General features: G+C 63.0%; 27 protein-coding genes. 16 read left to right on the top strand and 11 right to left on the bottom strand.

The window, feature by feature from the left end:
- The 5 genes from P8Y39_04700 to P8Y39_04680 all read left to right on the top strand — a co-directional run.
- Nucleotides 1-306, top strand: a 306-nt coding sequence (locus P8Y39_04700) for a helix-turn-helix domain-containing protein (GenBank protein ID MEJ2191635.1), incomplete at its 5' end; no start/stop codon positions are given.
- 205 nt (nucleotides 307-511) lie between these two features.
- The gene (locus tag P8Y39_04695) at nucleotides 512-1,282 is read left to right on the top strand and encodes an MlaE family lipid ABC transporter permease subunit (GenBank protein ID MEJ2191634.1); all 771 of its coding nucleotides are present in this window, start codon (nucleotides 512-514) and stop codon (nucleotides 1,280-1,282) included.
- A gap of 9 nt (nucleotides 1,283-1,291) precedes the next feature.
- Complete coding sequence (locus P8Y39_04690) at nucleotides 1,292-2,041, top strand: ABC transporter ATP-binding protein (GenBank protein ID MEJ2191633.1); 750 nt, start codon at nucleotides 1,292-1,294, stop codon at nucleotides 2,039-2,041.
- A gap of 24 nt (nucleotides 2,042-2,065) precedes the next feature.
- On the top strand, nucleotides 2,066-2,509 hold the full coding sequence (gene mlaD, locus P8Y39_04685; protein MEJ2191632.1) for an outer membrane lipid asymmetry maintenance protein MlaD: 444 nt from the start codon (nucleotides 2,066-2,068) through the stop codon (nucleotides 2,507-2,509).
- A gap of 19 nt (nucleotides 2,510-2,528) precedes the next feature.
- Complete coding sequence (locus P8Y39_04680; GenBank protein ID MEJ2191631.1) at nucleotides 2,529-3,143, top strand: ABC transporter substrate-binding protein; 615 nt, start codon at nucleotides 2,529-2,531, stop codon at nucleotides 3,141-3,143.
- A gap of 1 nt (nucleotide 3,144) precedes the next feature.
- On the opposite strand, the gene P8Y39_04675 is transcribed toward P8Y39_04680, so the two are convergent.
- The gene (locus P8Y39_04675) at nucleotides 3,145-3,951 is read right to left on the bottom strand and encodes a VacJ family lipoprotein (protein ID MEJ2191630.1); all 807 of its coding nucleotides are present in this window, start codon (nucleotides 3,949-3,951) and stop codon (nucleotides 3,145-3,147) included.
- Between the two features lie 164 nt (nucleotides 3,952-4,115).
- On the opposite strand from P8Y39_04675, the gene P8Y39_04670 reads away from it, so the two are divergent.
- Entirely contained in the window at nucleotides 4,116-5,417 is a 1,302-nt protein-coding gene (locus tag P8Y39_04670) for a radical SAM protein (protein MEJ2191629.1), read from the top strand.
- Here P8Y39_04670 and P8Y39_04665 read toward each other — a convergent pair.
- Complete coding sequence (locus P8Y39_04665) at nucleotides 5,411-6,085, bottom strand: ABC transporter substrate-binding protein (protein ID MEJ2191628.1); 675 nt, start codon at nucleotides 6,083-6,085, stop codon at nucleotides 5,411-5,413. The two genes, P8Y39_04670 and P8Y39_04665, sit on opposite strands and share 7 nt — an antisense overlap.
- A 107-nt stretch (nucleotides 6,086-6,192) precedes the next feature.
- Here P8Y39_04665 and P8Y39_04660 point away from each other — a divergent pair, with 107 nt between their 5' ends.
- The 3 genes from P8Y39_04660 (at nucleotide 6,193) to bcsS (ending at nucleotide 10,541) form a co-directional block, all read left to right on the top strand.
- Nucleotides 6,193-8,826, top strand: a complete 2,634-nt coding sequence (locus P8Y39_04660; protein ID MEJ2191627.1) for an MMPL family transporter — start codon at nucleotides 6,193-6,195, stop codon at nucleotides 8,824-8,826.
- 123 nt (nucleotides 8,827-8,949) lie between these two features.
- The gene (locus P8Y39_04655; GenBank protein ID MEJ2191626.1) at nucleotides 8,950-9,573 is read left to right on the top strand and encodes an outer membrane beta-barrel protein; all 624 of its coding nucleotides are present in this window, start codon (nucleotides 8,950-8,952) and stop codon (nucleotides 9,571-9,573) included.
- Nucleotides 9,574-9,824: 251 nt separating this feature from the next.
- Nucleotides 9,825-10,541: a cellulose biosynthesis protein BcsS gene (gene bcsS / locus P8Y39_04650; GenBank protein MEJ2191625.1), complete on the top strand. Its 717-nt coding sequence runs from the start codon at nucleotides 9,825-9,827 to the stop codon at nucleotides 10,539-10,541.
- Here the strand turns inward: bcsS and P8Y39_04645 are convergent.
- Nucleotides 10,538-12,844: a glycosyltransferase gene (locus P8Y39_04645; GenBank protein ID MEJ2191624.1), complete on the bottom strand. Its 2,307-nt coding sequence runs from the start codon at nucleotides 12,842-12,844 to the stop codon at nucleotides 10,538-10,540. The two genes, bcsS and P8Y39_04645, sit on opposite strands and share 4 nt — an antisense overlap.
- Nucleotides 12,845-13,397: 553 nt before the next feature.
- Between P8Y39_04645 and msrB the strand changes: the two genes are divergently transcribed.
- The 3 genes from msrB (at nucleotide 13,398) to P8Y39_04630 (ending at nucleotide 15,310) form a co-directional block, all read left to right on the top strand.
- Nucleotides 13,398-13,883, top strand: a complete 486-nt coding sequence (msrB, locus tag P8Y39_04640) for a peptide-methionine (R)-S-oxide reductase MsrB (GenBank protein ID MEJ2191623.1) — start codon at nucleotides 13,398-13,400, stop codon at nucleotides 13,881-13,883.
- A 96-nt stretch (nucleotides 13,884-13,979) separates the two neighbouring features.
- Nucleotides 13,980-14,636 (top strand): PHP domain-containing protein, encoded by a 657-nt coding sequence (locus tag P8Y39_04635; protein MEJ2191622.1) that lies wholly within the window; start codon nucleotides 13,980-13,982, stop codon nucleotides 14,634-14,636.
- A gap of 83 nt (nucleotides 14,637-14,719) precedes the next feature.
- On the top strand, nucleotides 14,720-15,310 hold the full coding sequence (locus P8Y39_04630) for a DUF4136 domain-containing protein (GenBank protein MEJ2191621.1): 591 nt from the start codon (nucleotides 14,720-14,722) through the stop codon (nucleotides 15,308-15,310).
- A 50-nt stretch (nucleotides 15,311-15,360) separates the two neighbouring features.
- Here P8Y39_04630 and P8Y39_04625 read toward each other — a convergent pair whose 3' ends face one another.
- The 3 genes from P8Y39_04625 to P8Y39_04615 form a co-directional block, all read right to left on the bottom strand.
- Nucleotides 15,361-15,915 (bottom strand): hypothetical protein, encoded by a 555-nt coding sequence (locus P8Y39_04625; GenBank protein MEJ2191620.1) that lies wholly within the window; start codon nucleotides 15,913-15,915, stop codon nucleotides 15,361-15,363.
- The gene (locus P8Y39_04620; protein ID MEJ2191619.1) at nucleotides 15,912-17,255 is read right to left on the bottom strand and encodes a HAMP domain-containing protein; all 1,344 of its coding nucleotides are present in this window, start codon (nucleotides 17,253-17,255) and stop codon (nucleotides 15,912-15,914) included. The genes P8Y39_04625 and P8Y39_04620 overlap by 4 nt, the downstream gene beginning before the upstream one ends.
- 144 nt (nucleotides 17,256-17,399) lie before the next feature.
- A complete protein-coding gene (locus tag P8Y39_04615; GenBank protein ID MEJ2191618.1) occupies nucleotides 17,400-18,035 on the bottom strand; it encodes a MarC family protein in 636 nt (211 codons plus the stop codon).
- Between the two features lie 131 nt (nucleotides 18,036-18,166).
- Here P8Y39_04615 and P8Y39_04610 point away from each other — a divergent pair, with 131 nt between their 5' ends.
- The 3 genes from P8Y39_04610 to rpiA all read left to right on the top strand — a co-directional run bounded on the left by P8Y39_04610 (nucleotide 18,167) and on the right by rpiA (nucleotide 20,418).
- Nucleotides 18,167-18,715: a hemerythrin domain-containing protein gene (locus P8Y39_04610; protein MEJ2191617.1), complete on the top strand. Its 549-nt coding sequence runs from the start codon at nucleotides 18,167-18,169 to the stop codon at nucleotides 18,713-18,715.
- An 84-nt stretch (nucleotides 18,716-18,799) separates the two neighbouring features.
- The gene (locus P8Y39_04605; protein ID MEJ2191616.1) at nucleotides 18,800-19,720 is read left to right on the top strand and encodes a radical SAM/SPASM domain-containing protein; all 921 of its coding nucleotides are present in this window, start codon (nucleotides 18,800-18,802) and stop codon (nucleotides 19,718-19,720) included.
- Nucleotides 19,717-20,418 (top strand): ribose-5-phosphate isomerase RpiA, encoded by a 702-nt coding sequence (gene rpiA, locus P8Y39_04600; protein ID MEJ2191615.1) that lies wholly within the window; start codon nucleotides 19,717-19,719, stop codon nucleotides 20,416-20,418. The genes P8Y39_04605 and rpiA overlap by 4 nt, the downstream gene beginning before the upstream one ends.
- Nucleotides 20,419-20,425: 7 nt before the next feature.
- Here rpiA and P8Y39_04595 read toward each other — a convergent pair whose 3' ends face one another.
- A complete protein-coding gene (locus tag P8Y39_04595) occupies nucleotides 20,426-21,022 on the bottom strand; it encodes a MarC family protein (GenBank protein ID MEJ2191614.1) in 597 nt (198 codons plus the stop codon).
- Between the two features lie 180 nt (nucleotides 21,023-21,202).
- Between P8Y39_04595 and P8Y39_04590 the strand changes: the two genes are divergently transcribed.
- Nucleotides 21,203-21,904 (top strand): hypothetical protein, encoded by a 702-nt coding sequence (locus P8Y39_04590; GenBank protein MEJ2191613.1) that lies wholly within the window; start codon nucleotides 21,203-21,205, stop codon nucleotides 21,902-21,904.
- Nucleotides 21,905-22,021: 117 nt separating this feature from the next.
- On the opposite strand, the gene P8Y39_04585 is transcribed toward P8Y39_04590, so the two are convergent.
- The 4 genes from P8Y39_04585 to arsM are packed head-to-tail and all read right to left on the bottom strand — an operon-like array spanning nucleotide 22,022 to nucleotide 23,989.
- A complete protein-coding gene (locus P8Y39_04585; protein ID MEJ2191612.1) occupies nucleotides 22,022-22,723 on the bottom strand; it encodes a hypothetical protein in 702 nt (233 codons plus the stop codon).
- Nucleotides 22,720-23,190: a hypothetical protein gene (locus P8Y39_04580; protein ID MEJ2191611.1), complete on the bottom strand. Its 471-nt coding sequence runs from the start codon at nucleotides 23,188-23,190 to the stop codon at nucleotides 22,720-22,722. Before P8Y39_04580 ends, P8Y39_04585 begins: the two co-directional genes overlap by 4 nt.
- Before the next feature lie 7 nt (nucleotides 23,191-23,197).
- Nucleotides 23,198-23,353: a hypothetical protein gene (locus P8Y39_04575; GenBank protein MEJ2191610.1), complete on the bottom strand. Its 156-nt coding sequence runs from the start codon at nucleotides 23,351-23,353 to the stop codon at nucleotides 23,198-23,200.
- 18 nt (nucleotides 23,354-23,371) lie between these two features.
- On the bottom strand, nucleotides 23,372-23,989 hold the full coding sequence (arsM, locus tag P8Y39_04570; protein ID MEJ2191609.1) for an arsenite methyltransferase: 618 nt from the start codon (nucleotides 23,987-23,989) through the stop codon (nucleotides 23,372-23,374).
- Nucleotides 23,990-24,183: the final 194 nt, after the last annotated feature.

The following is a 24,183-nucleotide window of genomic DNA, read 5'->3' as shown; positions in this document are numbered from 1 at the left end:
CTCATGGACTACGACTTTCCCGGCAACGTCCGCGAGCTGGAGAACATCGTGGAGAGGGGCGTGGCCCTGGCCAGCGAAGCGGTCATCGAGCTTGCGCACCTGCCCGAGGACCTCAAGGCCCTCAACGTCACGACTTTCAGGAAGAAGGACGGGCGGCCCCGCTCGCTGGAGGAGCAGGAGGTGTCCTACATCCAGTGGGTGCTCCGGGAGACCGGGGGCAACAAGACCCTGGCCGCCCAGATACTGGGCATAGACAGGGTCTCCCTGTGGAGAAAGCTCAAGAAATACGGCCTCGAGGAGAATTGACCGGCCCCTCTGCCCGAGAACGGCTCCGGAGGGGTTCACCCCCTTTTCGTCCGGATGGCGCGCTTTTTCCGCCCCTTTTCCGGGAAGGCCGGTTTATCCCGGAAAACAGGGGATAACGAGGAAGAAGGCCCGGGCGGAAGCGGCCTTCTTTGACTTTTTGCACGCTCGCGATTAACCTTTCTGGAGGGGAAAACGCCGAGAATCCATGCTCACATTGCTCAGAACGATAGGGTCAACGACGCTGTGGCTCCTGGAGACCATGGGCCGCATGTTCATTTTTCTCTTATCGGCCGCATATCACGCCCTCACCCCGCCCTTCAAGTACCGGATGCTCCTCAGGCAGATGCGGTTCTTCGGCAACAAGTCCATGCTGGTCATCTTGCTGACGGGGGCCTTCACGGGCATGGTCCTGGCGCTTCAGATCTTCTACACCCTGACGAAATTCGGCGCAGAGGCGATGCTGGGGCCGGCGGTGGCCTTGAGCATCATCCGGGAGCTGGGGCCGGTGCTCTCGGCCCTGATGATAACGGGCCGGGCCGGCTCGGCGCTGACGGCGGAAATAGGCATCATGCGCATTACGGACCAGATAGACGCCCTGGTCTCCATGGCCCTGAACCCCCTGAGGTACCTGGTCGTGCCCAACCTCGTGGGGGCCGTCATCGTCTTCCCGCTGCTTATGGGGATATTCGACGTCATCGGCATCTTCGGCGGATACCTGGTGGGAGTGAAGCTCCTGGGCCTTGCGTCCGGGACCTATTTCTCCCAGATGGAGACGTTCGTGGACATGGGGGATATCATGCACGGGTTTTACAAGTCCCTGTGCTTCGGGGTCATCGTGGCCTGGATATCCTGCTACAAGGGCTATAACGCCAGCCGCGGGGCGGCCGGCGTGAGCAAGGCCACCACGGAGGCGGTGGTCATGTGTTCGGTGCTCATCCTGGTCTGGGACTATTTCATGGGGTCGGTGCTGCTTTAAGGGGGAAACGTGATTGTCTTGAAGGATTTGCGCAAGAGCCTGGGGGGCCAGGAAGTCCTGAGGGGCGTGAACCTCACCATAGGAGAGGGGGAGCTCGTGGCCATCATCGGCAAGAGCGGGGGCGGAAAGACCGTCCTTCTGAGGCACATCGTCGGCCTGCTCCGCCCCGACAGCGGGCGCATCGTGATAGACGGGACCGAGTGCTGCGACCTCCGGGCCAGGGAGGTTGACCGCATGAGGGAGAAGTTCGGGGTGCTGTTTCAGGGAGGGGCCCTTTTCGATTCCCTGACGGTCTTTGAGAACATCGCCTTTCCGCTCCGGGAGAAGACGGACCTTGCGGAGGAAGACATCCGTGAGAGGGTGCATCAGTCCCTCGCCGACGTGGGGTTGGAGGGCATCGAGGAGAAGTACCCGGCCGAGCTTTCCGGCGGCATGAAAAAGCGGGTGGCCCTCGCCCGCGCCCTCATAACCGGCCCCAGCATCGTCCTTTTCGACGAGCCCACCACGGGCCTGGACCCGGTGATACTGAACTCCATCCACCGGCTTATCAAGTCGACCCATGCGAAGTACGGCTACACGGGCATCGTCATCAGCCACGAGATACCGGAGATCTACGACATCTCCGACAAGATAGCCATGATGCACGAGGGGACCATCGTGGAGGTGGGGACCCCCGAGGAGATACGGCGCTCCGAAAACCCCGTGGTCAGGTATTTCATAACGGGCGGCCGCGAGGGCCGCGCGCAAGGGAAATCGTGAGATAGGTCCTCAAGGAGGAAGTACATGAAGAAAACAAACGTTGAGCTGCTGGTGGGGGTGTTCGTCCTGCTGGGCATCGCCTCCCTCGCCTGGCTCTCCATCGAGCTCGGCAACGTGGGGCTCTTCGGTCCCCAAACCTATTCGGTCTATGCCGAGTTCTCCAACGTGGGGGCAATCCGGAACGGCTCGGAGGTGGAGATAGCCGGAGTGCCGGTGGGCACCGTGGAAACGGTGAGCCTCGCCAAGGGCTACCTGGCCCGCGTGGTGATGTCCGTGCAAAGGGACGTCAAGATACAGGAGGACGCCATCGCCTCCATCAAGACAAAGGGTCTCATCGGCGAGGCTTTCATCGAGCTGTCTCCGGGGGCTTCCGAGCAGCACGTGGAGCCCGGGGGCAGGATACGGGAGACCGAGTCGGCCGTGAACCTGACAGACCTGATTTCCAAGTACGCATTCGGTTCGTTGTAAGAGGAAGGAGGAGCGTGGAGTGACGCCGAGAAGGACCATCATCGTCGCCCTCGTCCTGGCCCTGGTGGCTCAGGCGGGCCAGGGGTACGCGGGGGAGCCCACCGAGGTGGTGCGCAAAAGCATCAACAAGGTCATAGACATCCTGAAGAATCCGGCCCTTGCCGGACCCGAGCACAAGAAGGAGCGCAGGGACGCCCTGAGGCAGGCGGCCTCGGAGAGCTTCGACTTCCGCGAGATGGCTAAACGCTCCCTGGCCTTGAAGTGGAGGGACCTGAGCCCCGAACAGAGGGACGAATTCGTCCGTCTTTTCAAGGACCTGCTGGAAGTCACCTACATGAAGAGGGTGGAGAAGTACGGCAACCAGACGGTCCACTACACCGGGGAGCGCGTGGACGACGGGTACGCCACGGTGCAAACCGTCGTGTCCGACTCCGAGCAGAAGCGGGACATCCCCATGGACTACCGGCTCCTCGAGCGCGGCGGCCACTGGGTTGTCTACGATGTGGTCATCGAGGGAGTAAGCCTGGTTAACAACTACCGGAGCCAGTTCAGGGACATCCTGGCCTCCAGCTCCTACGACGAGCTGGTCAAGAGAATCAAGAAGAAAGTAAAAAGCAGGGAGGACGAAGGATAGCCTACTGCCGGACCTGTTTGAGCCTGTACTGGAAGTAGGCGTTCCTCACGGCCACGTAGGGGTCTAGGGCCGCCTCCTTCAGGCTTTCGTACTCACCGAGGACGAAGGTGGTGTCGTTCAGTTCGCTGCCCGCCTCAACGCCTATGACCACCAGGGGGGCCGCGGCGTAGGTGGTGGGGTCGAGAAAAAGGTCGCCCGTCCAGCCCACGATGTCCCTGGCGGAGGAGGGGCCCAGGAAAGGCCAGACGATGTAAAAGCCGTTTCCGAGCCCGTAGACCCCCAGGGTCTGGCCCAGGTCCTCCTCGGGCGCCTTGAGGCCGGGCTTCTCCGCCCCGGCCACGTCGAAAAGGCCTGCCACACCCGCGGTGCTGTTGAAAAGAAACCTGGCCAGGTGCACGCCGGCACGCTTGAATTTTGCCTGAAGGGCGCTGTTGACGATGTTGACGGGCTCTTCGATGTTCCGGAAGAAATTCCTTATGCGAAGGCGCACCCAGGTAGGGGTGACCGTCTTGTAGCCACGGGCGGCCGGCTTGAGCGCCCAGAAGTAGAAGCGGTCGTTGAAGGTGAACATGGCCCTGTTCCAGGGCTCTATGGGGTCGGGCATCCAAAGCTCTTCCTCCGATGGGGGGGCCTCTTCCCGGGGCGAGACCATGCCGCCGCCCATGGGACCCACCTGGGCGAGGAGAATTTCGTTCGAGGCCCCCGTGGACGCCGTCCCGTGTGCGCCCCCGCCGTGTGCGCAGGCGCCGGCGGTCAGAAGAATGAGGACTGCTGCGGGCAGGGACAAAGCTCTTCGGACGAGCGGCATCGAATTACCTCCTGGGCTCTTTTCAGAGATTATTGCAGAAAAGGACGGAATTGTCCACGTTCGCGGCCCAAGGAGGGATTTACCCATGGGTTTTTTTCCATCAAACGTCCTCTTGATATAATGCGCCTGCTTGATAGAATCTTGTTGTAAAGGTGCAGGCAACCGTGAAACTTCTCCTCATACAACCGACCACCACCTACCGCGACGGGACTCCATACAAGACCCGGAGGCGCTGGGTCATGGGGCTGGCCCTCCCTTACATGGCGGGGCTCACGCCCCGGGGGGTGCAGGTGCAGCTGGTGGACGACAGGTACGACGACATCCCTTATGACGGTGGATACGACCTGGTGGGCATATCGGCGACCATCTCCACCTCGACCCGGGCCTATCAGTTGGCCGGGGAGTTCCGGAGAAGGGGCGTGGCGGTGGTGATGGGCGGGTTTCATCCCACGCTCCTTCCCGAGGAGTGCCTGGAGCACTGCGACGCGGTGGTGGAGGGGGAGGCCGAGTACGTCTGGCCGGAGCTTATCGAGGACTTCCTGGCGGGGCGGATGAAGCGGCGCTACAGGGCCGCCGGGTTCCATGACCTCAAGGGCCTCCCCCTGCCCCGGTGGGAGCTCCTGAACTGGAAGAAATATTTCGCGAAGTTCATCCCCCTTCAGAGCACGCGGGGGTGCCCCTTCAAGTGCTCGTTCTGCGAAGTGCCCGTATTCTACGGAGGCACCTACCGGCACCGGCCCGTGGGCGAAGTGGTGGCCGATATCAAGAGCATGCCCTCCCGGAATGTCCAGATAGTGGATGACAACATCACCGGCAACAGGGATTACGCCCGGGAGCTTTTCAGGGCCATGGCGCCCCTGGGGGTCCGCTGGAGCTGCCTCTGGACGATAAATACCTCCCGGGACGGCGAGCTCCTGGACCTTGCCAAGAAAGCCGGGGTCTATCACGTCAACATCGGCATCGAGAGCGTTTCCCGGCGGAGCCTTCGGTCCATCAACAAGCGGCAGAACACGATGAACGACCATGTGGACATGCTGCGGGAGCTGGAGAAGAGGGGTATATTCTATTCCCTGAACTTCATGTTCGGCCTGGACGAGGACACGCCGGAGATATTCGCCGAGACGATGGAGTTTCTCCGGAAGGTGCGGGCCCCCATGGCTTTCTTCAACACGGTGACCCCCCGCGAGGGCACGCCCATGTACGCGGAGCTTGCCCGCGAGGGGCGCATCATCAATCCCCTGGCGGACCGCTATCTCGGGATGGAGTGCCTCTTTCAGCCGAAGAACATGACCCCGGGGCAGGTGGAGGACGGGGTGTGGGACTGCTACCGGCGGTTCTATTCCCTCCCGGGCATCTTCAGGCGGTTCCTTCTGCCGCCCAACTCCTCCATGGGCCAGGGATTGCCCAGCAACCTCGCCTTCTGGTGGGCGGTGCGCAGGAAGAAAGACCCGGTGGACTTTTACTGAGCGGTTCGGCCGATGGGAGTCGGGTCTTTTCCCTTCATCGTCCGGGCCTTTTTCTCGAGCATGGCCACGAGGCTGTCGAAACCCTCCCGTTTCAGGACGCTCCGGAACTGGGCCCGCGTCATGGCAAGCTGGCTGACGCCCCCGATCTTGATGTCCACGATGCGCCAGCCGCCGTCGGTCTTGCGAAGGTCGTAGTCGAAGTCCCTTCCTTCGCCCTCGGGGGCGACAAGCCGGCTCACCACGCTTGTGGAGGAGCCGGTTTCCGCAGATGAGGAGACGATGCGGAACTCCTCCCCGGAGTACGATGCGAACTGGCTGGCGTAGCTCGATACGGTCCAGTCGGTGAAGGCCTCAAGATAACGTTGTTGCTGCTTGCGGGTAAGCCTGTCCCAGTCGCGGCCCAGGGCTATCCGGGCCATGCGGGGAAGGGCAAAGGTTTGCTCTATGACCGGGCTGAGGATCTCGTATCTCCTCTCGAAGCCGCCTTTCCCGGTGCGCATGGAGGCAAGAAGCGCCTGGTTGAACTTCTGCACCACCTTTGCGGGCGATGCGTCCTCTGGCTGCTCGGCCCCGGAAGCGGTGGCCTGTGCGCTGAGGAGGCACAAGGCAAGCAGGAGCAGAAAGACGGCCCGGGACGTTTGAAGGAGGCGGGTGCTCTGCGCGTTCATGGAAATCCCCTTTGTTTGGTGTATAAAATAGGACGAGTGTCGCCGTTCGCTTTACCCCATCTTAGCGGAATCGCGAGAAACTGGCAAGACAGCGTGAGTGGAGGTCCGTGGGAAGAATAACGCAGGCGAGTGCTTCGCTCCTGGCCCGGTGGGTATCGTTCATCGGGAGGCATCCGGCAGTCGTGCTCGCCGTGGCGATGCTCCTTACGGCGGGCACCCTGTTTTACACGGTCGGCCATTTCGAGATAGATGCCGATGCGGACAAGCTCGTGAGCAAGGAGCTTCCCTTCCGGAAGACCGAGACGGCATTCTACCGGGCCTTTCCGCAACTGGGCGACACGCTTCTGGTGGTCATCCAGGGGGAAACCCCGGAGGCGGCCCTGGGGGCCGCCCGTCTCGTGGAGGGGAGGCTCAAGGAGAAAAGCCATCTTTTCCGCTCGATCTATTATCCCGGCGGGGACGACTTCTTCCGGAGGAACGGCCTTCTTTACCTGAGCACCGGGGAGCTCGACGACCTGGCCGACCGGCTGGCATCGTCTCAGGCCCTCCTGGCCCTCCTCGCAAGGGACCCCAGCCTGAGGGGCCTGTTTTCGGTCCTCGAGCAGGCGCTGGGGCGGAACGAAGACATGGCAGGAGAAGGCCTTTCTCCTCTCCTTGAGAAGATGGCGGGGACTTTCAGGGAGGCTGCCGCGGGACGGCCGAGCCGCATTTCCTGGGAGAGGCTCCTGGGGGACGGGGAGGCCCCGTCCGGCGCCGCCAGGGAAATGCTCGTCCTTCAGCCCGTCCTGGACGAGCAAGAGCTGATGCCGGCCGAGGCGGCCATGCGGGCCGTCAACGAGGCGATACGGGATATCAAGAATACGCCGGGCCTCACGGTGAGCCTTACGGGTGACGTGGCCCTGGCCAGGGAGAACCTCCTGGTGGTCCGGCGGGCTGCGGGGTTTGCGGCCCTTGCCTCCCTGCTCCTGGTGACCATGGCCCTCTTTGCGGGGCTGGGCTCGTGGCGGCTTGTCTTGGCCAGCGTTTTGGCCCTCCTCACCGGGCTTATCCTGACGACCGCGTTTGCCCTGTTCTTCGTCGGCCGCCTGAACATCATATCCATCACCTTTGCGGTTCTCTTTATCGGGCTCGGCATCGACTACAGCATCCAGACCTGTCTCCGCTACCAGGAGTTGCGGGGGGCCGGCGAGGGCCGGGACGAGGCTTTGCAGGGGACGGCCCGGGGGGTGGGCAACAGCCTCCTTCTCTGCGCCGTAACGACCTCGGTGGGTTTTTTCGCCTTTGTGCCCACGGCTTATGCGGGGGTCTCGGAGCTGGGCCTGATATCGGGGACGGGCATGTTCATAAATTTCTTCGTGAACGTCACGGTCCTGCCCGCCCTGCTCGCCCTCATGCGCCTCCGGAGGAAGAGGGAGGGCTACCTCGTCTCGGTGACGGAGAAGGTCTCCCGGCTCCCCTACCGGCACTCGCGGAGGATAATCATTGCCGTGGTGGTCCTCGGGCTGGGGGCCGCCGTCTTCGTTCCCCGGGCCCGGTTCGATTACAATCCCCTCAACCTCTACGACCCCCATGCGGAGTCCGTCATGGCCATGAAGGAGCTTTTCCGTGAGCCCGGCCTGGCTCCCTGGACCGCCGATGTGGTGGCGCGAAGCGAGAAGGAGGCCGCGTCCCTCGCGCGGCAGTTCGAGGGCAGCGAGCAGGTGAAGAGGGCGGTCACGGTCGTGGATTTCGTCCCGGAGCGGCAGGCCGAGAAGCTGGAGACCATCTCGGAGATGTCCCTTTTCATGCCGCCCGTTCCCCGGAGCATCACGCGCCTGTCCATGGGGGAGTACGAAAAGGCCTTATCCTCTTTCAGGGAGTCTCTGGACGGCTTTCTCGCCCGAGGAGGGGCGGATGCCGCCCTTCGTAAAGCCGCCTTAAGCCTCCGGGACGCCCTGGAGGATTTTCAGGGAAGCCTCGATGGGAGGGATGCCGGGCGGGCCTTCGGACAGGTGCAGGAGGCCCTCCTTGGCAACCTTCCCCCGGCGCTTGAGAACCTGAGAACGTCCCTCGGGGCCCGGAGGGTGGGTCAGGAGGACCTTCCCCCGGCGCTCCTCCGCCGTTATGTCACGCCGGACGGGCGGTACCGGGTGGAGGTCTTCCCCGAAAAGGACGTCTCGCACATCGATAACCTCAAGGAGTTCGTCTCCGCGGCGCGCGGCATATCCCCCGAGGTCACCGGCCCCCCCGTGGTGATAGTGGAGACCGGGAGGGCCATCGTCTCCTCCTTCAAGGAGGCCACGTTCCTGGCCCTGGGGGGCATCGCCGTGCTGCTCCTGCTGCTTTTCTGGAACGTGCTGGCCGCCGGGCTGGTCCTGTTCCCCCTGCTTCTGGCCATCCTCTATACCATCGCCTCCTCGGTGCTCCTGGGCGTGTCCTTCAATTACGCCAATATCATAGTCATCCCCCTGCTTCTCGGCGTCGGAGTGGACTACGGGGTCCATTTCGTCCACAGGTTCCAGGTCGAGCAGTCCGGCGACTTCAACATGCTCAGGACGAGCACGGCCCGGGGGGTGCTTTTCAGCGCCCTGACCACTATCCTGAGCTTCATCAGCCTGGCTTCCACGTCTCACCGGGGGATGGCCAGCATGGGCATTCTCCTGAGCCTCTGCATGGGTTTTCTGATTGTCTGCACCCTGGTCGCGCTGCCGCCCCTTCTGGGGCTTGCCCACGGCCGCATCGGGAGGCCGCGGGCAGAGTAATGCACGCCCAGGTCCTGGAAAAGACTGCGGAATCTTTTGCGTTGACATCGATGCCCGGGGCCTTATACACTTTCGCTGTGGTCTCCCTTTCGTCATAAGGGAAAACCAAAAGGAGGAAACGCCATGGGACGCCTTGCTTTCATCTCTCTGTTTCTGGGTGCCTTTCTCGTCCTTGCCGCGCCTGCTTTTGCCGAGCAGCCCTACTACGTCTCGCCCAACTATCTGACGGGCAAGGTAGGGGCCTATTTTCCCACCGGGGACCTGGATGACCTGGATTTCGACGCGGGGATAAACGCCGAGGTCGCCCTGGGGCACAGCTTCAGCTCATACTTGGCTCTGGAGGGTGCCGTGGGGTTTTTTCAGAGTGAAGCCGATGTGACATTTTCGGGCATAAGGGAGGAGGACGAGGTTTGGGCCGTGCCCCTGACGGCCACGCTCAAGGCCATAGCTCCCATGAACACCGCGCAATTTTACGTCGGGGCGGGCGGAGGCCTTTATTTTGTGACGGCGGATGTGAAATTGACGGACCTTGCCTCAGGATTGTCTGCCTCTGACGACGACAACGACGTGGTGGTGGGCGGACACATCCTGGCGGGCCTTACGGCGGACGTGTCTCCCAATTTCTTTTTCGGCTTGGAAGGGAAGTACATCTTCACAAGCCAGGCCGACTTCACGGTCTTCGGCGCACCCCTCGAGGCTAACCTCGATGGCTTCATGCTCACCGGGAACGTCGGAATAAGGTTTTAGGCAATCTCCAAAGCCCTCTCGTTCTAAGCGAGGGGATTTTCTCGTGCCCCCGCCCCGGTCGCGCGGCAGCGGAGAGCTGGCCGGGCAAGCCCGTCAAGCCACTTTCCACAGCCCCGTGCGCGTCCATGTCTTCGGTCGCAAGCCCACGATTTTTCTATTCCCCTTTGCCCGCGGGTGTGGTAGTTTAGAGGGCTCCCGCTGAGCCGGGGCGTGCCGTCTTTCGGCAATCGAATGCGGGGAAGGTATGGCCGATGAGGAGAATCCCTTTTCTGGTGCTCGTCTCCCTGCTCCTGCTGCCTCGGGCGGCGGGGGCCGTCTCGTCCTGGGGCGCCGAGGTTTATACGGGCATTACCCTTGATACCCAAGGGCAGGGCTCGGCCTATGTGGGCGGCGGTGTGGACCGGCCCTGGGAGGAGCGCTGGGCCTGGACGGCGAAGTTCCTTGTCCAGTACCTGCGGTACCGATACGACTCCCTGGGCAGGGAGATAGAGGCGGAAGCCCCGGACGTGAAGCTCCAGGCCGGGGTGAAATACTCGAGGCCGGGAACCTACCTGGTGCTCACGGGAGGGCTGGACTACCGGAGCACCGACCTGGACCCCAGGGACCCGGACGCCGAGGTGGAGGGAGGCCAGGCGGGGGTGACGGCGGAGCTTGTGGGCGGCAGAAACCTTACGGAGAAGGTGGCCCTGGCTTTCATAGGCAGTTACACCTCCATAGGGGACGGCTTGTGGGGACGGGTGAGGCTCACCCGGGAGCTGCCCTGGTTCCCCCGGAAAAGCAAGTTACGCGCGGGGGTGGAAGCCGTGGGCCAGGGAAACCAGGACTACAGTGCCTATCAGGTCGGAGCGGTGCTGGAGCTTGTGCAGCCGGGTCAACGGTCGTCCTACGCCCTGGCCTCGGGCTACAGCGACAACGACGGCGTCCCCGATTCGGCCTATTTTCGCCTGGAGTACTACCACAGGTTCTAAGGCTGTACGGCGGGGACTACTCCGGCTTTGGGGGCGGGGAAGGGCCAGGCGGTAAGCTCCTCCCATATCGTGCTTCCCGCGGCCACCTGCTCCACCCTCAGGTGAAGCGTGGGGTGCAGGCCCTTTTCCCTGGCCATCACCGTGGCCTCGACCTCCATGCCGTCAAACTCCACCCGCACGGTGCTCAGGACTTCCGGACATCCCCCGGCTGACCTGAGCCTGAGAGCCAGGCCCGTCCGGGAGACGTCCAGCGTCCTGGCCGGCAGGGGCTCCGCCCCTTCCGCCGTGGTGAGCGTGCAGGGCCTGACAAGGGGCTGCCGCGGATGAAGGCGCCGGGCGGCCCGGTCTTTCTTCCAGGGGCGCCAGAGGGCGCGCCCCAGCACGCGCAGGTCCTGGAGGAACCCACCGGGGGCGCCCTCGGGCTCCTGCCAGCTCTCCGTGGGGCTGTACATCTGCCGCACCAGGGAGCGCGAGGTCTCCTCGTCCACGTCCCGAAACTCGATGCCCACCTCCAGCCCCTCCTCCACCTGCTCCTGCCGCCTGAGAAGGCCCTTCACGCGCGTGACCTCCCCGTAGCTGCTTCTCAGTTCGACGAGCACCGAGGGCTCCCTGAAGTGCAACCCGCCGCCCAGGCGCACCGATACGCCCTGTTCGCTCAGGTCGCGTGTCTCACCGCCGACCTCCCCGTGCTTGCCGGCCACCACGCAGGGGATTCGCCTGTGCAGGCGAAGGAGCCGCCTTCTCTGCGGCTTCTCCAGGGCGGCGAAAATGGCAAGGGTGACAAAGACCGCGTTCACTCCCGCCCAGAAGACGCTTATCAGAAAGGCCGCGGTGTCATGGGGCCTGTGGTGGAGGTTGAGGGCGATTCCCAGGGCCAGGGCTCCGGCCAGCGCCATGTGGGGCAGGACAGACCGCCACTGGCGTTTGAGGGGCCCGGCCTCCCCCTTGGGCGTGACGTGGAACGTCCGTCGCCGCGACGGCACGAAGGCCTTGAGGACGGCCTTGCACAGGGAGAAGGACATCATGGTCTCATAGACGTCGGACCAGAAGGCCCTGCGGTAGCCCCGGCCCACCACGGCCAGGAGAAACAGGGAGACGACGTAATAAGAGAAGAAATAGTGCAGGAAGTCCAGGGGCCTGGCATGAAGCGGCGGCACGCCGAAAAGCAGGAAGGCCAGCGGCGCGACGAGATAGGCCAGGCGGGGGAAGCCGTGGAAGAAGTAGTATATCGAGCCCAGATAGTCCGTCCTCTGCGCACGGCTCAAGGACCCCTTGCACAGGGGGTTGTCCCGGAGGAGAATCTGCGTGGCGCCGGTCGCCCAGCGTTCCCTCTGCTTGAGATAGGCGGCGTGGCTTTCCGGACTGAGCCCCGCCGAAAGAACGCGGTTGACGTAACGGGACCTCCAGCCCCGGGCGTGCAGGAGCATGCTGGTGTGCAGGTCCTCGGTCAGCGTGGCCGTGCAAAACCCGCCGACGTCTTGGAGGGCCTTCCTCCGGAATATCGCCGAGCTGCCGGCGAAAAAAGCGCTGTCGTGGCGGTCCCTGCCGGGCTGTACGACCCGAAAGAACATGTCCTGGTCGTTGCTGATGTCGGCTTCGAGGCGGAGGTTCTTCTGGAAGATGTCGGGGTTATAGAAATGATGCGGGCTCTGCACGAAGGCCACCTTCTCGTCCGAGAAATGCCCGACGGTGTGCAGGAGGAAATCGCGCACCGGCACGTGGTCCACGTCGAAGACCGCCACCAGCTCCCCGCGGCTGTGCTTCAGAGCGTGGTTGAGGTTGCCAGCCTTGGCGTGGGAGCTGTCCCCCCTGCGGAGGTAGGCGCATCCGAGGGAGGCCGCCAGCTCCCGGACGTCGTCGCGTCCCCCGTCGTCCAGCACGTGCACGGTGAATCGCTCAGGGGGGTAGTCCTGGGCCAGGCAGCCCACCAGGGTCCGCTTGAGGATAAAGAGGGGCTCGTTGACGATGGTGACGAAAACGTCCACCGTGGGGTGGCCCGTGAGGTGTCCTCCCTCGCCTGCCGGAGCCGCCGGGGCACGGGGGCCGGCCTGATAATAGAAGAAAAAGTTCTGAAAAAGGCCGTAGAGCTCCGCCAGAAACAGCACTCCGGTGACTGCCAAGCCCACACCTGTGGTCACGTCCAGCGTGAAGGCGCCCCGCCAGAATAAGTACCGAAGCTGGAGCAGTACCGCCAGGGAAAGCAGCGCCCAGCGCGCCCGCGCCGCTTTCAGCCGGAAAAGAAAGCCCATGGCGACCAGGACGAGGGAAAGCGGAAGCTGGAGCGAGGAATCGAAAAAGTTCATCGAGCGGGCTCTGTCTCTCTCACCTCTCTGCCGTCCGCGCCTGAATTCGGCTCGGTTATTTATACCATACCGTCCCTCGTAAAAAATACGGGTCTAAACACATTTCCTGAGTGCTACGCTATGGGCTTCCTTCGCTTTTCTCGGAGCGTCATTTTTCGGGCCGGAAGGCCGGGGCCGCCGGGGACATGGAGGCGGAGCTCGGAAGCCCTTGTCATTACTCTTTTTTCCGGGCCGGGATTGCCAACCGCTCCGGGGTCTGTTACAAAAGAGATAGGGGATGAGGCCCCCGTCCCGGCTTGCCGCGCGGGGTGGCGTTCTGTTTAGAGAAAAATGTGCATGAATTCGAAATATTACTCCGCGCATGAAACGGCTGATATGACGATGCCGCCAACCTGGCATGAAATAAGCATTGTTTCAAGCTTCAATGGCATGTATAAAACCACTGGTCAGTAAGAGGTGACGCATGACGGCAAGAACGGTTGTGACGGGGTGTCTGGCCCTTGTCCTTGCGCTTGTCATTTCGGGCGTGCGGGCTGCAGAGAAGGAGAGCACCATGAAAAACGAAGAGCAGGCAACCAAACAGTACACCAAGCCTTCGGACGAGGAGCTGAAGAAGATGCTCACGCCGCTCCAGTACAAGGTGACCCAGAAGGACGGCACGGAGCCCGCCTATCAGAACGAGTACTGGGACAACAAGGAAGAAGGCATTTACGTGGACGTCGTCTCCGGGGAGCCCCTTTTCAGCTCCCTGGACAAGTACGAATCTGGCACCGGCTGGCCCAGCTTTACCAAGCCCCTGGAGCCGGACAATATGGTCTACAGAAAGGACTACGGTTTTTTCACGGTGCGCACGGAAGTGCGAAGCAAGCACGCCGACTCCCACCTGGGCCACGTCTTCGACGACGGCCCGCCTCCCACGGGGAAGAGATACTGCATGAACTCGGCGGCCCTCCGGTTCATCCCGAAGGAAAAGCTCAAGGAGGAGGGGTACGGCCAGTACCTCAAGCTCTTCGAGGAGACGGGAGAACGTTCCAAGTAGGGGCCGGCCGGAAGAAGCGGTGCCGGAAGGAGAGCAGCCTGGCCTTCGGCTCCCCTGCGGAGGGCCCCCGCGCCCTGACGTATAATAAGACGAGAAGTGCGGAGAGAACATCTCGTGCCTTTCAAGATAGACCTGCACGTTCATACGAGACACAGCGGCGACAATTCCGCCGACCCCGAGGACATGGTGCAGGAGGCGCTGGCCAGGGGACTTGACGGCATCGCCTTCACCGAGCACTACTCCTACGGGGCGTCGGAGTACGCCGAACGGCTGAGGGAAAAGTACGCAGGCTCCATAAGGATACTGAGGGGAGTGGAGTTTTCCGCCGCCGAGGGCCATTGCCTCGTTTTCGGCGTCGACACCGACGGGCTTTCGATAAAGGGAGCTTTTCTCGGGGAGCTCGTCGCCGCCGTCAACGAACGGGGCGGAGCGGCCGTCCCCTCGCACCCTTACAGGGGCGGCAGCGGAGCGGGGGAGACGGTGAAGACCTTGGCCGGCATCGCCGCCCTGGAGGGCTATAACGGAGCCAACCCGCATCACATGAACCTGCGGGCTATCGAGGCAGCGCGGTCCCTGGGGCTGCCCTTCATCGGAGGCTCCGACGCCCATGCTCCCCATGAGGTGGGTTCCTGTTACACCGAGTTTGCGGACGAGGTGACGGAGGAGAATTTTCTCGATGCGCTCAGAAGCGGCCGGTATGCCGGGTGCGACGTGCGCAAGGTCAGCAGATGGTCGTGGCTTCCGGGCCGGTGACCCGGTCCGCCCGGGGGGCCTATATTCGTCGTCCTTTTTCTGATACAGTGAGGCAAGAGAGTCCTTTCTGAGAGGAGAGCCCTATGCGAAAAGGTATTGTCGTTTTCTGGGCCGCCTTTCTTCTTTGGGGCTGCGCCGGCATGGACTATTCCTACCGGTATGACCCGGGCGTGAATTACGGGCAGTTGAAAACCTATAGCTTCATGCCCATCAGCGAGAAGGGGAAGGAGGACACGATTCTCCTGATGAAGGGCATGAGGTTCGCGGTGAACCAGGACCTGGAGGCCAGGGGATACAGACGCGTCACCGAGAACCCCGATTTTCTCGTCGCCCTTCACGCAGTAACCGAACAAAGGGTGGACGTCCAGCAGTACGGATACGCCTACAGTCCCGGTTTTTACGAACACCCGGCCTTTCTGCATCGCCGCCCGTTCTGGGGCCGTCCCGAACCCTTCGCGTACAGCGGCCCCGGGTATTACGAATACCGGAGCGGGGTGGACGTCTACAAGTACAGGGTGGCCACTCTCGTCGTGGATATCGTTCGGGCGGACCAGAAGGAACTCGTCTGGCGGGGGACCGCACACGGCGAGCTCGGTGAAGACGCCACCCAGAAGGACATACGAAAGATAGTGGATAAGATACTGAGAGGTTTTCCGCCCCCGGCGTCTCGATGAAAGGCTGCTTCATTCGCCTTTCGCGGCCGGGGCGGCGCCTTGAGGCCGGGCTACTGTATCTGACGCCTCTTTTCCTCCATCTGGAGGTCCAGGCGCTGCAGCTTCCGAAGGCTCTCGCGGACCTCGGCAAGCTCCTTCTCCAGGCGGGCCTTCTCCCGGGTGAGGCCTTCCACGTCCTTGTGTAGCTGCTCCGCCCTGGCCTCGGCCTTCACCTGGGCCTTCCTGGCATCCAGGAAGAGGGAGAGAAGGGCGGCCAGGTTTCTGACCTCGCAGCTCGTGTCCCCTTCGGGCTCGAGAGACAGATACGCCTGGAGCTCCTTGAGGGCCTGTTCGTAATCCGGAGAAGGGTTTGCGCGATGCAGGAGAAGGCCCGCCCGCCTCAGATGAAGGCGGGCCAGCCTTGTCTCCGTTTTCGCCTTGCCGATGTCCTCCTCGAGGTCTTTGAGCCTGGCGGGGAAGTCCGCCGGCTGGATGTCCTCGCATTGGCCGGGAGGAAGCAGATACGTCGCGCCCGCCGGAGAGTGGCCCTCTATGACTGATACGCAGCCTGCCAGGATGAGGGAGCACGTTATGCCGAGCAGCAAGAGAATCCCCCGTTTGCTCACGGGACCTCTTTGACGCCCGTCTTGGCGTCTTCACGCCGCCTGTCCACGACGTAGATGCTTCCGGGGATGGACTTTGCGTATTCCTTGAGCTCCGCCGCGATTTCCCCCACCTGGATGTGATTGACGAGCTTGTGCACCTTGTTCGTGACCACGGCGATGGATACACTCATCAGGGGAAAGGCCAACCTCTGGCCCTGGCGGGTCTTGCTTATGATGAACCCCCTTTCCCTGTCCAGGGGGTCATAGTGCTCCGCAATGGAAGCGTCGAACCTCTGGATGACGGCCGCGCAGAGCCTGCCGTAATGCTCCCGGTCGGTGATGATGACGTAGTCGTCTCCCCCGATATGGCCCACGAAGTCGTCATCGCTGCCCAGCTCATCCACGACCTCCTCGATAATCTGGGCCATGCCCTTGATGAGCTCGCTTCCCCGGGCATAGCCGTAACGGTCGTTGAAGGCCTTGAAATCGTCCAGGTCCAGGAGGCAGAAGGCCAGGGGACCGCCGCCCTCGATGCGTTTCTTCAGGACGTTTTCGATGGCGATGCCCCCGGGCAGGCGGGTCAGGGGGCTCGTGTCCAGGTACATCTCCTCCAGGGCCTTGAGCCTCCGGGCCATCTCGCCGAAGGCCCGGGAAAGCTCCCCAAGCTCGTCGCTGCCGTGCACCTGGGGCACCTGCTCGAATCTTCCCTGGGCCACGCGGTTGGTGGCCTCCCGGAGGACCCGCACGGAGCGGACTATGCCCCGCGTGATGAGTGCCGCCGAGCCCACGCCGACGAGGATTCCCAGGACGGAGAGCACCGACATGACCCTCAGGGCGAGTCCGCCGATGCGTGCGGTCTCGCGGGTCTTGCTGTTCTGGCTCAGGCGGGCCGTGAGGTTCACGTCTTTCAGGAGGTGGATAAGCTCCTCCTGGGTCTTTTTCATGAGTCGCTCGTGCTCCGCCGCCTTCTCTCCCCTGCCTTCTGCCCCGAAAGTGCCGATGGCGTCAACGAAGTGCGCGTTGTACTCGGCGTGCAGGTCGGATATGTGCCGTACCGGGATGTCCCCTCCGGGCAGCTCCTTGAGGGCCTTCAGGCGGTGCTCGAAATCGGCGCTTCTCTCCCAGAAGGTCGTCAGCATCTCGGGGTTTCTCAGGATGGCGAACCGGCTGGCATAAAGCTCCTGGGCAAGGAGGCTGTCGAGCATCTTCTCCGTGGCGTCCACCAGCCGGAGGTCCCTCGTGATAACGGTCTCGTTGATGCCCCGCATCCTCCCGACGTAGACGAGGGAGAGGACGGCGATAAGGATGATGAGGGCGCTCAGGGGCAGGTACCCCAGGAGCATCTTCTTCCGGATGGTCACTTCCCGGCAGCCTCCCCTCCGATAATTCGGGCGCGTTTCCCGCAACGCCCCCCTATGAGTTTACATAAAGCGGGCGCCGTTGTCACTTCGCGGAGGGGAGACCCCGCCCCGCTTGCCGCAAAAGCGGACCCCTCGTCTGTACCGCTACCCTGAAAAGGCCTTGTAGATGTTCCATATGCCCTCGGCCATGAAATTAACGGCGATGGCCGCGAGGAGAATCCCCATGATGCGTGTGATAACCAGAGAGGCGGTCACGCCAAGAAGGCGGTGTGCCCTCTCGGCAAACCTGAAAAGGACGTAGGCAATGGCAAAGGTGGCCAGGATGGCTCCCAGGACGATGAGCTTCAGGACCAGCCTCTCCGCGGTGTGTATGAGCACGATGACGGCGGTTATGGCTCCCGGGCCGGTCAGAAGGGGCGTGGCCAGGGGGAAGATTGATATGTCCCGCCTCCGGGAGGCGTCCTTCAGCTCTTCGGGGGTGACGCTCTCCCGGGAGAGCTTGCCATGGAGCATGTCCACGGCCACGATGAAAAGAAGGGCCCCGCCGGCCACCCTCAGGTTATCCTCCGTGATGTGAAACATCCGGAGGATGAACTCCCCGCCCAGAGCAAACACCAGAGCCAGAACACAGGCCGTGACCACCGACCGGCGGGCCGCGGCGTTTCGCTCCCGAAGGTCCATTCCCTCGGTCAGGGAGACAAAGGTCAGAAGGGCGCTCACCGGGTTGACGATGACAAAGATGGAGGTAAAGGCAAAGACGAAGAAGGTCACCTCCTGCATGCCGTCCTCCCGGAGCCGTTCACAACTCCTCTCTTAGCACAGGCGTCCTCCCCGGTCAAGAACCGGGCGCCGGGGCGGGTTGCGTGGGGAGGGAGATTTTCACTATCATCGGGGAGAAGGAGCCGAGCTGAATGAAGCCCATCGGGCCGCTCATGGCGGAGCATCGGAGGATAGAGAGGATGCTCGCCCTTATAGATGGGGAAAAGGGCAAGCCGGGACGCCTCCGCCCCGCTTTTGTGGCCGGGGTGGCGGATTTCTTCCGCACCTACGCCGACCGCTGCCACCACGGGAAGGAAGAAGATATCTATTTCGAGGCCCTGCGGGAAAAGCCGCTCTCCCGAAAGCACAGGGAGATGATGGATGACCTCATCGCGGAGCACCGATACGCCCGCGAGACCGTGCAACGCATGGCGCAGGCCAACGCGCGGTATGCCGCGGGGGATGAAGCCGCATACGACGAGGTCCTCACGTACATCGACGCCCTGAGGGAGTTCTATCCTTCCCACATAAACAAGGAGGACAACCACTTCTTCTACCCGTCCCTTGAGTACCTCTCCCGGGAGGAGCAGGGCCATATGCTCGATGAGTTCCAGGACTTCGACGGCTCCCTTATCCAGGAAAAGTACGAAGAGCTCATCGAAGAGCTCCGGGCCGGGTCCGCGGAAGCCTCCGGGCCCTAGCCGCTGGGTGTGCGGGAACCGGCCGGGGGGCTGCTGCCCGGCGTTATTCCCTCCGGGGACCGCGTGTGCTACCGTATAAAGATGATGTCGGCTTGTATCCGCGCTCCGGAGTACGTGCAGGTCTTTGTGACCCTCCGGTGCAACCGCAGATGCGGGTTCTGCTTCAACCGGGGGCTTTCCCCAATGGAGGATATGGCCCTCGCGGACTTCGATGCCCTTCTTGGGCGGCTTGCGGGAGCGGGGGTGAGAGAGGTGGACATCCTGGGCGGGGAGCCCACCCTTCACGGGGATATTCACGGGATGGCCGGCCTCCTTCGCTCCCGGCAAATGCGGGCCACGATGAGCGCCAACGGTACCCGGGTGGACGTCCTGGCCGGACTGAGGGGGGTCAGGGTGGGAATATCGATGAACGGAGAGGCGGTTACTCCGGCCCTCGACGCGTACGTGATGAAGGAAAAACCCATGCTCAAAAGCCTTTGTGACCCCGGAGGCGGCGTTCCCGGGGCCGTCCGTCCCTATCTGCGGATGCCGGGTGTGCGCTTCTTTTACATCTACCCGGATGCACTCTCCACGGAGGACCTCGCCTGGAGCGTGCCCTATCCCCGCTTTCTGGCGGAGGTCCGGGCCCTTAATGCCTCCTACGGCAACGTCGAGGGGGTCTCATGCGGGTTTCTTTCGCCGGACAAAAAAGGGTTCCCCGCCGATGTGCGCTGTCCGGCGGGAACCACGAAGCTCTCGGTGCTGCCCGACGGGACGGTTTACCCGTGCTATCTCCTTTCCCGGTTCCCGGAGTTCGCGCTGGGAAATATCCTGAGGGACGGATGGGACCGTCTCCTCGGCCATCCCGTTTTGCGGTTTTTCAGGCATTTCCGGGGAAACCCCTGCCCCAGGCGCGGCTGCTCCATCCATGGACGCTGCCATGGGGGCTGCCCGGCGGTGAGCCTCCTCGTCCGGGGGGACCTCGGCCTGCCCGACCCCCGGTGCCGGGCGGAGGGGACCGCGTGAGGAAAACGGAGGAGCTCAAGAGAGAGGCGGCGTGCTACGCGGTGCGCTTCGTCCGGGACGGGATGAGGGTGGGCCTGGGGCACGGGAGCACCACCTGGTATGCCCTGGAGGAGTTGGGACGCCTTCTCAAGGAAGGGGCGCTCACGGGCATCGTGGGCGTGCCGTGCTCCGAGGAGGTCCAGGAGCATGCCGGAGGGCTGGGCATTCCCCTGGGCGGTCTCGACGAGCACCCGGAGCTGGACCTCACCATAGACGGAGCGGACGAAGTCTCCCCCGATATGGGCCTCATCAAGGGGGGCGGCGGAGCGCTCCTCAGGGAGAAGATCGTGGCCCAGGCGAGCCGGCGGGAGATTATCGTCGTGGACGAGGGGAAGCTCTCCCCGCGCCTGGGCACGAGGCACCCGGTTCCGGTGGAGGTGGTCCCCTTCGGATGGCGGGGGCAGGCCGCCTTCGTCCGCTCCCTGGGGGGGCGGGCGGCACTCAGGCAAGGGGAGGCTCCTTTCAGGACGGACCAGGGGAACTTCATCCTGGACTGTGACTTCGGGCCCATGGACGACCCCCGGGGGCTCGCCGTGCGGCTTGAGCGAAGGGCCGGGGTGGTGGAGCACGGCCTTTTCCTGGACCTTGCCACCGACGTGGTCGTGGCCGGGGAGGGCGGGGTGCGCCACTTCGGCCGGGGCGAGAAAGTCGTCCTTTAAGCCGTCGCTAGAAGTACAGGTTGTTCACGCCCGTAATTATCATGTTCAGCCCGATGGCTCCCACGAAGAAGCCGTTGAGCCTGAGGGAGGTCTCCATCAGCTTGTCGAAGGCCACCTTGAGCTGCGTGGAAAACTGCTGCCGCGCGTACATGAGCCCGAGGATGATGAGGTAATTGAGAGAGAGAATCACCGCGAGAAGGACGAAGCTCTTCACCGGCCTGAAATGGTGTCCCATGAGGATGCTCAGCGAGATGGTGCCGGCCCCTATCATGAAAGGAAGGGCTATCTCGGAGGCGAGGTCGTCCAGGTCCTCTTTCATGTCGATGAGGGACCGCCGCCCGTGTATGATGTACATGAAGGCAAAGGAGAAGATGATGACCCCGCCGAAGATGCGGAAGGCCTCGAACCGAATCTGAAGAATTCTATCGAAGAAGAACTCTCCCCCGACGGCGAAGAACTCGAATATCAGCAGCGAGACGACGGACGCATTGAACAGGACCTTCATGAAGTCCTTCCGGCTCAGCTCCCGCATGACGGGCTGAAGGTATATGAACAGGGCGAAGGGGTTGAGAAGGACCAGGAAAGCCACTGCCGAGGCAATCATGAGCATTATGTAAGCAGAAGGTCCGGCGGAATGTCAACGGAAGGCCGACCCCCCGGCGGCAGCCGCCGGAAGAATCCGTTTTTTGTGATTTGAAACCTACTTTTTCCTGGTTTCCATTTGTAAAATGGCCTTTATCGGGGACATCTGTACGAACGTGCAGTCGGGAGAGACGGAGGAGTCATGACAGAGAGAAGGCTGAGCGCGGAAGCGCGCGTGGGCAACGAGACCTACACCGTGGTTTCCGAGAGCGTCGGTCTCAACAAGGTGCGCATCGTTACCCGCGTTTATTACCACGGAGAGACGATATCCGCAAAAAGGCATGATTATGACACGGTGAGCGCTTCGGACACAGTGGCCATCGGGCGCCTCCTCAAGAAGCATAACGACCAGGTCCTCCAAGAGCTGAGCACCCGAAAGCCCGAGCAGAAGGCCCCCGCCGATTATGTCCGGAGCGTCAGGAGCCTGCTGGCGCGCAGGAGCAACAGGAAGGCGCTCCTGGTCCTGGAGGAGGCCCTGGAGAGCTATCCCGGCGACCCCTTTCTCCTGTCCTATTTCGGGTGCCTGACGGCCGTGGTGGACAAGGACCATGAAAGAGGCATCCGGATGTGCACCACGGCCATGAGCGCTCTGGAAAAGCAGGTGCCCTTCGGGCAGGAGTTCTTCTATCCCACCCTTTACCTGAACCTGGGGAGGGCATACCTCGCGGCGGGCAGGAAGAAGGAGGCCGTAGACGCCATCAAGCGGGGCCTCCGGTCCGACCCCGAGAACCGCGACCTCCTGAGCGAGATGGACAAGCTGGGCCGGAGAAAACCGCCCGTTCTGCCCTTCCTTGCCAGGGGCAACCCCATAAACAAGTACATCGGCCTGCTCGTCCATCGCTAAAGGGGCAGCGGCTGCCTCCCTTCGTCCCTGGCGGGCGACCCTTTCAGCTCGGAGTTGGCCTGTCATCAAGGAAAAAGCGCCGTGGCCGAAAAAGCCGAAGGTGACAGGAGTCGCGGGCTACGGGCCGGGCTGCCTCCCGGTGGTTTCGGCGAGGGAACCTGCAAAGAGATTGAGGGCCTGGCAGTAGGCCACGCTCAACAGCTCGGCGTGGGTGCCCCGGGAGTAGTACAAGGCATCCTTGGTGGCCTCGCCGGCATAGCGGCGCGTCACGCGCTTCTGGTCATTCCCCAGAAACGTCGCCCGGAACACGACGGTCGCCTTGATGGGCTCGCGCATGCCTTCCTCTTGGGCGGCGGACTGCACCCAGGCCCGGACCAGCTCGATGTCGATGACAAGGGGCGCGGCATCCGGCGGGAAGGGCGGCTTCGTCACCTCGTAGCCCGCGCGTGTCAGCACCCGGATGACGTCGGCCCGGAGGATGGCGGGAAACCTGTCCATGCCGGAAACGACCAGGGGCTTTTCCTCCCGTCCCGGCCAGGTGTATATCCTGCCGACCACGCCTTCCGCGGCCCTGGCGTCCACGATGTTTCTGACATAGGCGAGCCCGTGCGCCTCCGGCACACCGACCGTGGCCTGCTGCGATGTGACGCCCCGGTCGTCCCCGCAGAGGACCCGGACCCCTCCGGGGGTGGACTCTATCCGGCGCTCCTCAAGGGTAAGCGTAACCGGGCCCCTGGGCGTGGCGCACGCCATGAGGACGAAAAGGGCAGGGACGAGAAGGGCCCAGAGGCGTACGGGTTTTTTCCTCGGGCGTATCATGAGAACCCTCCGCCGTGTCCCTGCCAGACGCCCACGAGGACGGCCAGAAGGCTTATGCCCAGGACCACCCAGTGAAAGCCGGTGAGAAACCTGAAGACCTTCTTCATGTCCCTTTCCTCGGGCCTGGCAAAGAGTTTTCCGAATATCTTCTTCTCGAAGGTAAGCACCAGGAGGTAGAAAAGCCACGCGGCCAGCATGACCAGGATGCCCAGGGACTCCACGCGGAACAGCGCGGCGTATCTGCCGGTCAGATAGAGGATGAGGCCTCCGGTTATGCCGGTCAGCCACACGTAGGCCTTGGCGTGCCGGGCGAATCGGCTCTCGAGGCGGTGGAACATGAGGACCATCTCCAGGTCGCCCTCCATGCGCATGAGCATGGGGAAAACGATGATTGTGACGAAACCGACGCCCCCTATCCAGAGGACCACGAGGACCACGTGCACCGCCGTCAGCAGGGCTACGAGCACCGACGCCTCAGGGTTTCCTTGCCTTGATGTAAGCCGAGAAGACGGCCTTCTCGACGCCTTCCCCGAAGTTCCATCTCCGGATGATGTCTTCGCTGTTCTCTTTGTCGAGGATCTCCACGTCCCGGAAGCCGGCCTCCGAGAGATGGCGGGTCAGGGTCTCCACGGAGACCGAGCCCGTTATTCACCCGCTGTAGGCCGAGGGGTTGCCAAGGACGTGGCCGGGAAGCTCCCCTCCCCGGAGGATGTCGCTTATCGCCAGGCGCCCGCCGGGCTTGAGCACGCGGTATGCCTCGCGGAAAACGGCGGGCTTGTCCTCCGAAAGGTTGATGACGCAGTTGGAGATGATGACGTCCACCTCGCTGTCGCCGAGGGGGAGGCTTTCTATCTCGCCCTGGCGGAAGGTGACGTTGTGCACCCCCAGTTTCTTCGCGTTTCGGCGGGCCTTCCCCACCATCTCCGGGGTCATGTCCACGCCGATGACCCTGCCCTGCTTACCTACCTTCATGGCCGAGAGAAAGGCGTCGAAACCCGCGCCGCTTCCCAGGTCCAGGACGGCCTCCCCCGGGGACAATTCCGCGATGGCCTGGGGGTTTCCACAGCCCAGCCCGAGGTTGGCCTCTCCCAGGCCAAGGGACAGCTCCTCGTCGCTGTAGCCCAGGAGCTTGCCCGCCTCCCGGAGCGTGCACGCCTCCTCCCCGGTGCCGCAGCAGCTGGAGGCCCCCAGGGCCGCATCTCCCCGGGCTACCTTGGCATAATCGGCCTTGACGAGATTCTTGAGCGTGAACTTCGGTCCTTCCATCGCGTTCTCCCCGGACATGCATTCATAGCATAATTCGCAGGCCTTTCCCTGTCAAGCTCCGGCCTCCGCCCGCGGGGGCACTGCGGCGCGGCGCGTGGGTGAGCGCGTCCCTTGCGGAGGAGAGGGGATATGTGGAAAATGTAAGGATGATGAAAATCCGCACCCTCGCCGTCCTCCTTTTCCTGCTTCTTCCC

The sequence above is a fragment of the Nitrospirota bacterium genome, assembly GCA_037386965.1.
GTDB lineage: Bacteria > Nitrospirota > Thermodesulfovibrionia > Thermodesulfovibrionales > JdFR-86 > JARRLN01.
The sequence above is the reverse complement of the archived record's forward strand: the minus strand, read 5'-3'. Positions and strand labels throughout refer to the sequence as shown.